This is a genomic window from Sphingobacterium sp. UBA2610, assembly GCF_002339225.1.
In the GTDB taxonomy this organism is placed as follows: domain Bacteria; phylum Bacteroidota; class Bacteroidia; order Sphingobacteriales; family Sphingobacteriaceae; genus Sphingobacterium; species Sphingobacterium multivorum.
In genome coordinates, this window is sequence record NZ_DDKA01000023.1 from 647,792 (window position 1) to 659,036 (window position 11,245).

The following is an 11,245-nucleotide window of genomic DNA, read 5'->3' on the forward strand; positions in this document are numbered from 1 at the left end:
TTCCGGAAAGAACCAAATCGCACTATTTTTGACTTTATGGTAATTCTTTCATTTTGTTAAAGCCCTCAGTTACCATCGGTATAATTTGTGGTGCAAATAACTGTGGTATAATCGTCCTTGTCCCCGTATCCTTATTGGCAATCCATTGCGCATATTTATTTGCTAAAAATTCCAATCGCTGTGCTGAAGATAATCCCGGTAAGGTATAATAGATACTTTTTTCGCCTTCTTTACCTTCCATCTGCACATACCGCCCTTTAGTTACTTTCAGGTGACTGCGGTGTTCAAAATCACGTAGGAAAAGCTCATCCTTGTCTGCATTATCCCATTTCGGGTCACGCGGGCAACAAACCGATCCGTAACTGTCTCTTCGATAAATTGTAAGCATGCCTTTAGCTGAAATTGGTTTAACAAAATCTAATCTAGGGTTATCAAGACCAGAAAGCCGGAGACTGTCGACTTTAACCATACCGTCCTCTCTTTTTATGGAATAATAAAAATTGGTTGTCGCAGGTTCTATACACATCCCATTTTTCGAAGCTTCTTCGGCGACTTCACCATAAAACTTCCAATCGGGAACAATCAGTACAAAATGTTGAAGATCGGGATAGAATTCATTGGATTTTTTTAGTAACTCCACTGGAATTTTAGTACTCAAAAAGAAAACGTAAGTGGAATCCGGAACGATCTGCAAAGGAAGATCTACTAAATAATTGCCATCTTTCTGCGTTACAAAATCATTGTCGATCATTACAACCCGACCATAGTATTCACGATACCAATCGGGTTTCACAGTATCAGCTAATGAATACGGGGGTATTGACTGATGCGCTGCTATTTTGCTCTTACAGGACAATGCCATCATAGGTAAAATGATAAGCAAATACCACATATTTTTTCGTATTAACATGGTTATAAAATTAAAATATATTTCAACTACTTTCCTGTTTGACTATCTACTTTTATTCCAGCTTGATTCATGAAGGCTATTTGATGTCCTAAACACGACTCAGCTAAGGCTTCAATTTTCTCTTTTTCATCAGTAATCTCCCGCAACAGACTTTTCCGAGTCCCTTTTTTCTGTTCATCAATATATTTAATTAATAAAATACCATATCCATCAACGATCTCTGTCATGTAACCAACTGAAGCGATGTGAAAACTTTCGGCAGTTTTACTGTATTTCAGTTGAGAGGCTTCGCATTTTAATCCTTTGATGTAACTACTCAAAGCGCGTGCCTCATTCAATTTCATGTGATAGGAATAGTCTGATTTATCGACATCATATTCCCCTTCTAGCAATTTTCCATAGCTCTCATCCATTTTTTCTCGACAGCTATGAAAGAGCTTAGCCATTTTCTCATTGTACCCCAAATCCAAATTACCCCTACAGGAACACATGGTAAATAGCATAAAGATTAAAGCTAGCATTCTCATTTCTTAATTTTTTTTACAAATAACAGTTTTTTAAACCAGCCTATCCGTCTCGTTTAATATTCGTGGTCGTTGTTTTAAGATTCGTTATTTTCCGTACAACCTGCTCGCTAAAAAGCAATACGCTTATCCTTACTTTGCACAAACTATTTATTTCTTTGAGAGATGAAAAGCCTACTCTTCTAAACAGGGAATCCATAAAAATCACCTTATACTGCATTATTGTAAAAAAGGTCCTTCGAAACCTACTATATTAGCCATTTAATTAATCATTTTTTAAAAAATCAGAAAAAAAAGCTATATTTATTTAAGAATCACACATCATTTAAGGCAAAATTCTTTGTTTCTTAAAAAAAATTACGGAACTTAGAGACTATAAACCACCGAAATATGAATAACAGACCTTTAAACGGAATGACTGACGAAGAGCTTCAAACCAACAAAAAAAATGCGCTGGTAATTACATGGATGCTCACCACCATGCTCTTTATTCTATTAGGCATGGGGATCTATACTTCAATTAACAAAGGATTCAGCGCACTAATGGCGATTCCCTTCGCCTTATCTCCTATTGTTATTCTCAATTTTAAAAGAATAAAAGAAATCAATGAAGAACTCAAAATAAGAGGAGCTCAATAAACCCATCATGAAACACCTCGCATTATTCATATTCTTTCTTTTCATCTCGGATATTGTATTTGGCCAAGAGATAAGTAAATCAACGACACAGACGATCACCCAATCGGGTATTGGGCTGGGTTCTGTCATTGCCGTTGTCACCTCATGGGATCGCAACAAATCCATACTATGGGCTTTAATTCATGGGATACTCGGTTGGTTATACGTCATCTATTATGCATTCACCCGCAACGAGTAACGATTTTTAACTATAATTCTCACCAGAAGAGCCAAGCCGATCATTAGCAGAATGTCTTTTCTTACATAACACAGCGATCAATTCCTTTTCTATATCTCATCCGCAATCAAACACATGAGTTCCTCACCTATTTCCAATACAGATTTGTCGTTGAAGAAGTCAACGAATCCAGCATTACCTTAATTTCTGAATTAGTAGACCTGACTTTTAATATTGTCCAAGGAGGTGCCTCTGTAGGCTTTATGGAAGATCTAACAGTTGAGCAGGCAAAAAGATTTTGGACTGAAGTACTGAACAAGGTCAAGCAGCAAAAAACAATATTGATTATTGCAAAAGATGCTTCTACGCATCGAATCGCAGGAACCGTTCAACTCCAAATCGACCTCCCCTCAAATCAAATACATCGTGCAGATGTAGCCAAAATGTTAGTCCATACTGACTTTCGAAGAATGGGCATTGCACAAAATTTACTTCAACACATTGAAAATATAGCTATTGATCTAAATAAGACACTATTGGTACTAGATACTGTAACCGATAGCCCGGCTTATATTATGTATCAAAAATGTGGCTGGACGAAAGTCGGCGATATCCCAAATTATGCGCTCTTCCCGAATGGAACATTGTGTAGCACGACATATTTCTACAAAAACTTAATTCTGCCAATAAAATAAAAGCCCCCAAATCGATTAATATTCATTTGGAGGCTTCTCTTAATTATTTGGGAGCTTCACATATGAATCTCCATATACTTATAGATCCTATTTATTTTTGTACCATATCGGTCCCGGTTTTTCGCCCATTTCTAACACCAATGTCGCTCCGGACATAATTTGTTCGTGTGTGATATAACTTGTTTCAAGAGGCTTACCATCAATCGTAATGGCTTGGATATAAATATTGGCTTTACTGACATGGTTAGCTTTCACGGTAAATTTCTTTCCATTGGACAACTTCAATTCAGCTTTTTCAAATAAAGGTGTACCGATTTCGTATTTTCCACTTATGGGATCTACAGGATAAAATCCCAATGCGCTGAATACATACCAAGCCGACATCTGCCCGCAGTCATCATTTCCACTTAATCCCGAAGGTGTATTCAAGTAAAGTTTGTTCATTACCTCGGCTGCATATTGCTGCGTTTTCCAAGGCTGTCCAACCGCATTAAATAAATAGAGTGCATGATGGCTCGGCTCGTTACCATGTGCATACTGCCCAATCATTCCTGTACTAAAAATTGGCAGCTTGCTGGTGTCGGAAGGATGAAATGTAAACATGCTATCTAGCTTCTGTCCAAAGCGCTCTTGCCCACCAACAAGTTTAATCAATCCAGGAATATCATGTTGTACAGACCAAAAATATTGCCATGCATTACTTTCACAGATATGTGCACTATATTCCTCCGCATCAAACGGGGTAATAAATTTACCATGGCTATCTCGAGGTTGCATAAATGAAGTAGCCGGATTATACACATTTTTATAATTTTGAGCTCTCGCAAAAAACGCTCCTGCAATATCTTTCCTTTCCATCTTATCGGCCATCATTGCGATACAATGATCGTCATAGGCATATTCAAGTGTTCGTGATAAGGACCAGTTTTCGGCATTGTATTCATCTTTTACGTCATAGGGCACATAGCCTAATTTTTTATAAAGACCTATACCCCGGTAATTATCAATATTAGCTGTGGCAACACAGGCTTCTAACGCTTTTATTGCATCAAAATCACCAATTCCTTTTAAATATGCATCTACAATGACAGGAATGGCATGATTGCCAATCATCATATCCGTTTCACTCCCATAAATATTCCATACCGGTAGTCGGCCATGCTGTTCATAAAAGGCAATGAAGGACTTAATCATATCATTTACTCGACTAGGGTCTATATAGGTAAATAATGGATGCGAAGCTCTATAGGTGTCCCAAAGTGAGAACGTGCTATAATTGGTCCAACCTTCAGCCTGATGTACCTTCCGGTCCGCCCCCATGTAAGCACCATCAACATCACTGAAAATTGTCGGTGCCAACATCGAATGGTATAGTGCTGTATAGAATTTAACCTGTTCCTCTTTGTCTTTGGTCTCGATTGCTACCCGCCCCAATTCATGGTTCCAATTTTGTTCGGCCTCTTTTAAATAATAATCAAAATCATCATTTGGAACTTCTGCTTTTAAGTTCTTTGAAGCGCCTTCCATACTTACTCCCGAAAGGGCCGTACTTAAAGTCACTTGTTCTCCAGCTGCTGTCTTGAAATCAAAACGTGCTTTGAATGCTGTACCAATACGTTTTGCACTTTTTGCCGTTGTATCAGCACTGGATAATATTGCTGAACTATCGATATGAACGGCCATAAAAGGCTTAGAAAACCGAGTTTCAAAATAAACGCGTTGGCCTCTTGCCCAGCCCTCCGAAAAACGGTAACCACGGATAGTAACAGAATCAACCACTTCGATGTGTGAATCTGTTGTAGCATCCCAATTCATTGCTTTCTTTAAGTCTAAAAATACTGCAGACTCGGCTTTTGGAAACGTATAACGTTGAATACCGCAGCGTGCCGTTGCTGTCAGCTCTACATTTATATCGTAATCAGTAAGTTTTACCTGATAGTATCCGGCGTGAGCCTTTTCGTCTTTATGCGAAAATTTGGAATGTATACCTAAGGGAGCCGGGGCTTCATGATAAGGTAAGGTAACCGGCATATAAGATATGTCGTACAAGTCGCCGGCTCCGGTTCCACTTAAATGTGTATGGCTAAAACCAGCAATCGTACTGTCAGGATAAAAGTATCCGGAAATACGGTCCCAGCCAGGCAGTCCATTATCTGGGCTAAGCTGTACCATTCCAAAAGGTGACTGTGCTCCAGGATATGTATTCCCCATAAAATCCGTTCCGATAAAAGGATTTACATACCCAGCATAAGAAGTCTCATCGGAGTTTTTTAGTGAAGCGCAACCCATTAAGGACAAAAGGCCTGCACAGACCGCGTAATTAATATATTTCATCGTGTAGATCAGTTTTTCAATTTAGTTTGCCTAATTATCTATTTCCAGTAACGATTAGAATATCCTTGCTATTGACCAAAGTCTGATGGTTGATTTTAAATCCATTGAATGGTTTTCCATCGATAAAGATCTTTTTTATATAATCTCCGGCACCCTCTTTTTGACGTCTTATTGTCACTTTGTCGCCATTTGGATAATATTTTTTATCGAGTTGAATGGTCACTTTGTCGAAAACAGGTGTTACAACAGTATAATCTGGTCTACCTGGACAAAAAGGATAGATGCCGATCATGTTCATTAAAGCCCATGTGGACATTGTTCCCGTATCGTCATTTCCCGGTATACCCCCAGGGCTATTCGTAAAATGTTTTTCTAAAATTTCCTTAACCAGCTTTTGGGTACGCCATTCTTCTCCTTTGATTTCCGAAAACACATGTGGATACAGCATATCTGGTTCGTTGGTAACATCAAAATACCCTTTATCAAACGTTGCCTGCAGTCTATCCACAAATTTTTGCTTTCCGCCCATCAACTTCACCAAACCAGGTATATCAAATGGTATGGCAAAGCTATAGTTCCAAGCGTTACCTTCATGGAAACCATGATTTGGTTCAAAATTGGCGCCCATCAATGGGCTAAATGGACTTAAAAACTCGCCGTTAGGAAGAATAGGCCTGAAAGTCCCATACTCCGAAGAATAATAGTGTTTATACCCCTGTGCTCGCTTAGCAAAAAGCTGAGCATCTTTAGTTTTCCCCAATGAGGCGGCCAGTTGGGCTAGGTTCCAATCGGCAACATAATATTCAATGGCATGAGATACCGAATTATCGAATGAATCGCGCAGTGGAACATACCCATACTTCACATAGTCCGCATTGTCTGGTCTAATTTTATTTGTCGAATCCGTAGTCGTAGCCGATTTCAGAAACGCTTTGTAAGCTGTATTAACGTCAAAATCCCGAATGCCTTTCATCCATGCATCAACGATCACTGGAACTGCCGGATCGCCATCCATGGTATAGCTTTCTCGACTATACAACTCCCATTTGGGCATCCAACCGCTTTCCTTATAAATATCGATCATGGAACGTATCATACCCACCTGCTTATCAGGATAAACCAGTGACATTAGAGGCTGAACATTTCGGTACGTATCCCATAGCGAAAACACGGTGTAACGATTGTGATCTGCAACGAGCGTCTTCCGGGTTTCCATTGCCGGATATTCTCCATTTACATCCTGCAAGATATTTGGATGAATCATAGCATGATATAATGCCGTATAGAACACTGTTTTTTGGTCCTCTGTACCACCTTCGACCTGTATCTTTGACAATGCATTATTCCAAAGTGAAGCTGCGTGCTTTTGCGTTTTTTCAAAGCTAAAGTCTGCTTGCTCAGCGTCTAGATTTTTACGCGCATTTTCAACACTCACAAATGATACGGCCAGCTGTACTTCTAAGCTTTCATTTTCTTTGACGTCAAAACTAAAATACGCACCAAGATCATCGCCTGAAAGCTGATCGGTATAGTCCGTAAAAATTTTATATTTTCCGGCATCTTTATTCCAATCGTTTTCCCATTTTTCTCCGGCACGCTGGAATTTCCAATATCCTCTTTTTGACGGTTTTTTATTGACACGCATAACAAAGAAGATGGGATAAACAGCCTGATTGTTCGTGTAACAGAAAGAGCCCAACAATTTAGATCCTTCTATTTCGGTGTCACTTACATAACGAACTGTTGCTCCCGTTTCATTTGTTAACCCTTCGCCTAGATTAAGTAGGATATTTGCCTGTCCTTTTGGAAAAGTAAATTTCGACACACCTACACGGGTTGTCGCTGAAACTTCTGTCTTGATACCGTATTTCTTTAATATATTGCTATAATATCCCGGATGGGCAACCTCTTGTGTATAGGTACTCCCATATTGATGATAATCAACCTCCAATTTCCCCGAAGTTGGCATCAACAACAGACTTCCCATATCTGGACATCCTACCCCACTTAAATTAACATGAGAAAAACCTGTAAAATAACTATTGCTATGTTCATAGGGAGTAGACCACCATCTTGCATCCTTATCAAATGCATTAAGTGATGATCCCATTACATTAAACGGAGAAACATTCATCAAGCCGTTGGGAACCTGAGCACCCGGATTAGTTGTTCCATAATTACTGGTACCAATAAACGGGTTGACATAGTCTGTAGGAAGCTTTTGGGCAGAAACGTTCTCCCAAAGAAATAATCCTAAAAGTAAAAAACGAATAGATTTGATCATATAATCTTGATAGACGACATTGTTAATTGCTTTCATTCAAGCAAACACCATAGGCCGCGCATTTTAGCGTGTACCTACAATACTACAGATAATCGCAAAGATTTACAAATCGTACTTGTCGTTATATCGATGATTTTACGTTTGTTAATAGGATTTAGCAAAACTATACATATTAAGCAAAGAGATTTATGATGGTCAATAACAACAAAAGCCTGAAGTGGGGAACTTCAGGCTTTTACTAACTAACCAATTATTAACCTAAATTATGAAACTACTGATATAACGTCATCAAAAACGAGTTTCTTATGTTAGGCCGAATGGTTTAACCAAATTTTAACAAATCGTTGTTATCATTCAATGCGCTTCAGGTTTGGTCCAGCAATAAATATATTTTATTGATACAGTCCCCATTGCTTATTCGGTGTAGCGCCCATTTCTAAAACAAGCTCACCTCCTTTCAGAAGTTCCGAAGCATCAAAATAAAACGTATTAAGCGGTTTTCCATTTAATGTAGCACGTTGTATATACATATTTTTCTTATTTGCATTTTTCGCTATGATAATAAATTGTTCACCTCTACCGTATTTACCGCCCAATTTAATCTTCACTTCCTCAAAGAGAGGGCTTCCAATTTCATAAATTGGCTTGACTCTTGTCCCGCCATCTATCTGAAATAAACCAATAGCATTCATAATATACCAAGCACTCATTTGCCCTTGGTCTTCATCTCCCAAATAAGCATTTGAAACCCCTTGGCCATAATAGCGTTCACCTATGGAGCGACTCCATTTTTGCGTCAACCAAGGCTTATTCAACCAATTAAAAATATAGGCAAAATGCATCGATTGCTGATTTCCCTGAACAACAGGATAATCCCAATATTGATCATTGGGACCATTGTAGCGCCATTTCTCACTTTCCGGAAATCCCCATTCCAATCGTTTTAAAAACACATCCTGTCCGATCATTTTAGCTAACCCAGGAATATCCTGTGGCACAAAAAAGGTCAGTTGCCATGCATTTCCTTCTACATAATGATGGTTAGCTCCCGATTTAAAAGGATCAAAATCTTTATACCATTCTCCTTTTGAATCCTTCATCCGGGCATAGCCACTACTGACATCTATCGCGTTTCTCCACCATTTTCCGCGATCATTGAAATAGTTGTACTCCTGCTCCTTTCCTAACGATTTTGCGAACTGCCCAACTGTCCAGTCGTCAAAACTATATTCCATTGAATTGGAAAACCGGCCCAAATCATAAGGAACGTACTTATATTTTAAATAGACATCCAAATCACGATTACCTGCAAAACCACCTTCAAATTTCAATGGACTTGTTGTCTGCATTTTTTTAACAGCTTCAAATGCCTTTTCAGTATCGTAGTCTCTAATCCCCATCTGGTATGCCCCAACAATTAACGGTATTTCATGTTCTGCAACCATGACGGGAATATACTCCATTCCAGCCGGTCCTTTCGCCAACCAGCCATTTGCGTCATACATCGCAAGTTGCGATCTGACCCATTTATTGGACCATTCCGGCGTAACCAAGTTCCAAAACTGATTTAAATTCCAAAAGGTATTCCAGAAAGCATCACAGCCTAAAGCGAGATCCCCTTTATGGGCTAAAGTTCGTATCACTTCATCCGAAGATCTCCATTGACCATTCACATCACTAAATGTGTTTCGGCTTGCCAAAGTGCGATACATATTTGTATAGAATTTCTCTTTTTCAAAATAGTCTGAAGACTTTATCGCCAATCTACTTAAAAGTTCATCCCAAACTTTATGTTGGTTTTCCACGACCCGATCAATCGACCATCCGAATGGCTCCGACAGTTCCGTTTTTAGATTCTCCTCCGCATTGGCTAAGCTCACATAAGAAATCCCTGTGCGCAGTTGTACAGCCTTATCTTTATGCACATCAAATTCCACGTACATTCCCGCAAATTGAGCGCTATCAGCAACCAAATCAGCCCGTTCAGTCAACCGATCGTTATGCCATGTGCCATAGTTTATGATAGGTTTGTCAAACTCCATCACAAAGTATACGACATAATCCTGTTTTGCATCCGTGGACCAAACGTTTTCAGATAATTGATTACTATATCCTACGACCTTATAGTCAGAAACCTTTTTTAGCGAGAAGACTTTAATTTTATAATCATATTCTCCGTTAACCTTAAGATCAATCATAATACGTCCTGTGTCCGACTTATGGTAGGTATATTGTTGAAAACTGGAACGTGTACCAGCCGTCAATTTCACATCGATATCGTGATCAAGCAGATGAACAGCATAATATCCCAATGGTGCCTTTTCACTGGTTTTATCTATCGCTGATCGATATCCTGAATTTTTACTGTACTGATCTCCGACCCGAGTCTTCAATTGACCTGCTGTCGGAAATGTACCCAATCCAGCCATTGTCCATTCATGGATATGGCTAAAAGTACCAATAGATTCGATAGAAGGTTCATAACCTGCCTGCCAGCCAATATTTTGGTTATCTGGACTTATCTTTACCATGCCAAAAGGCATCCATGGTCCCGGGGCTATCATCCATCTGGAATGTGCTGCCCCCATCATCGTGTTCACATAATCTGAAACTCCACCTAGTCTTTTTGGGCCCCGCTTGATTGTTGAAGACTGTATTAATTGCCCATTACTATAAATTTCATACTTACTCCATATATCCTTAGCGACATAAGGCATTGGTATTTCCAATTTCGCTGCACCTTTTTCAAGTGTTTTCTCATAAATTTTCTTTCCATCTAAGACTACTTTCAATTGTTCATCATCTTTCAATTTCAAGAGATCAACCAGCATATTTTGGACGGGTTTCCCTGCATTTAAGATCTCAAATTCAGCTTGCTGTACATTTTTAACAATTACAGAACGATTGGCTATTAGCTTTACTTGCTGTGGCCCCAGCAGTTTAAAGGAATCAAATTCTACCCATCCTCCCTTTATGACAGTCATTGTAATCTGATTTCCGCCTTTCTTAATGAGATCAGCTGGTAATGGTATATTTATCGTAGAATTTCCAGATTTTAAAGGATTCTCTAACGGCTCACCATTTCCTGCTCCCCCCTCCACCTCAAAATTATAGGGCTTGCCATTGATTACGATCTGTAGTGTAGGTTTATTTTTAGGGTCACTATTGGCCAATTTAACCTGAAGTGTACACTGACCATTTTTTATACTATTGTTTAACACATAGTATAAATTCAAAAAATGTGTTCTCAGACCAGAGGTTCCTCCAGTCCCGCCCCATTCATTGGCCGGACCGGGCAATACATAGGGTAAATCCCTTGTTAAAGAAGATTGGCCGATAATAAACGCATTGTCTTCATAACCGAAATCATGTTCCAAAAATTTCTTATATCCATTCGGGGACAAGGCAAATTCGCTGCTTGAACCGTCTGAATTTCCCAATTGCCATATTGTGTGCTCCTGGCCAACAACAGACTGAGCACACATGAACAACAGACCGGCGACAAAAGAAAGTGAGAAACGTAATTTCATAAGTATCAGATTTTATAATTTTTAATTACATCAGTTGCTTTCCTCATAAACTGCACAAAACAATTCACAAAACACATTACATTGTACATACATTAATAACTTACAAAAACGT

At 39.0% G+C, this 11,245-nt stretch carries 8 protein-coding genes; 3 read left to right on the forward strand and 5 right to left on the reverse strand.

Features of this window, described 5'->3' with window-relative positions; translation table 11 throughout:
- Positions 1 to 34: 34 nt before the first annotated feature.
- Positions 35 to 910, reverse strand: coding sequence for a hypothetical protein (locus B4Z47_RS18565; protein ID WP_139145081.1), 876 nt, complete (start codon positions 908 to 910; stop codon positions 35 to 37).
- Positions 911 to 936: 26 nt separating this feature from the next.
- A complete protein-coding gene (locus B4Z47_RS18570; protein WP_070569355.1) occupies positions 937 to 1,437 on the reverse strand; it encodes a hypothetical protein in 501 nt (166 codons plus the stop codon).
- Positions 1,438 to 1,824: 387 nt separating this feature from the next.
- On the opposite strand from B4Z47_RS18570, the gene B4Z47_RS18575 reads away from it, so the two are divergent.
- The 3 genes from B4Z47_RS18575 (at position 1,825) to B4Z47_RS18585 (ending at position 2,985) form a co-directional block, all read left to right on the forward strand.
- Positions 1,825 to 2,073: a hypothetical protein gene (locus B4Z47_RS18575; protein ID WP_046675688.1), complete on the forward strand. Its 249-nt coding sequence runs from the start codon at positions 1,825 to 1,827 to the stop codon at positions 2,071 to 2,073.
- 7 nt (positions 2,074 to 2,080) lie between these two features.
- Entirely contained in the window at positions 2,081 to 2,311 is a 231-nt protein-coding gene (locus B4Z47_RS18580; RefSeq protein ID WP_197084131.1) for a hypothetical protein, read from the forward strand.
- A 242-nt stretch (positions 2,312 to 2,553) separates the two neighbouring features.
- Positions 2,554 to 2,985 carry a GNAT family N-acetyltransferase gene (locus B4Z47_RS18585; RefSeq protein ID WP_286727715.1) on the forward strand — a complete coding sequence of 144 codons (432 nt, stop codon included), beginning with the start codon at positions 2,554 to 2,556 and terminating at the stop codon, positions 2,983 to 2,985.
- Between the two features lie 87 nt (positions 2,986 to 3,072).
- On the opposite strand, the gene B4Z47_RS18590 is transcribed toward B4Z47_RS18585, so the two are convergent.
- The 3 genes from B4Z47_RS18590 to B4Z47_RS18600 all read right to left on the reverse strand — a co-directional run bounded on the left by B4Z47_RS18590 (position 3,073) and on the right by B4Z47_RS18600 (position 11,133).
- Positions 3,073 to 5,319 (reverse strand): GH92 family glycosyl hydrolase, encoded by a 2,247-nt coding sequence (locus tag B4Z47_RS18590; RefSeq protein WP_115047893.1) that lies wholly within the window; start codon positions 5,317 to 5,319, stop codon positions 3,073 to 3,075.
- Between the two features lie 34 nt (positions 5,320 to 5,353).
- Positions 5,354 to 7,639: a GH92 family glycosyl hydrolase gene (locus B4Z47_RS18595; RefSeq protein ID WP_201303499.1), complete on the reverse strand. Its 2,286-nt coding sequence runs from the start codon at positions 7,637 to 7,639 to the stop codon at positions 5,354 to 5,356.
- A 356-nt stretch (positions 7,640 to 7,995) separates the two neighbouring features.
- A complete protein-coding gene (locus B4Z47_RS18600; protein WP_115047891.1) occupies positions 7,996 to 11,133 on the reverse strand; it encodes a GH92 family glycosyl hydrolase in 3,138 nt (1,045 codons plus the stop codon).
- Positions 11,134 to 11,245: the final 112 nt, after the last annotated feature.

Coding starts and splice junctions, on each gene's coding strand:
- B4Z47_RS18600 (WP_115047891.1), bottom strand. CDS start 11,133: ATGAAATTACGTTTCTCACTTTCTTTTGTCGCCGGTCTGTTGTTCATG.
- B4Z47_RS18570 (WP_070569355.1), bottom strand. CDS start 1,437: ATGAGAATGCTAGCTTTAATCTTTATGCTATTTACCATGTGTTCCTGT.
- B4Z47_RS18575 (WP_046675688.1), top strand. CDS start 1,825: ATGAATAACAGACCTTTAAACGGAATGACTGACGAAGAGCTTCAAACC.
- B4Z47_RS18585 (WP_286727715.1), top strand. CDS start 2,554: ATGGAAGATCTAACAGTTGAGCAGGCAAAAAGATTTTGGACTGAAGTA.
- B4Z47_RS18565 (WP_139145081.1), bottom strand. CDS start 910: ATGTTAATACGAAAAAATATGTGGTATTTGCTTATCATTTTACCTATG.
- B4Z47_RS18590 (WP_115047893.1), bottom strand. CDS start 5,319: ATGAAATATATTAATTACGCGGTCTGTGCAGGCCTTTTGTCCTTAATG.
- B4Z47_RS18580 (WP_197084131.1), top strand. CDS start 2,081: ATGAAACACCTCGCATTATTCATATTCTTTCTTTTCATCTCGGATATT.
- B4Z47_RS18595 (WP_201303499.1), bottom strand. CDS start 7,639: ATGAAAGCAATTAACAATGTCGTCTATCAAGATTATATGATCAAATCT.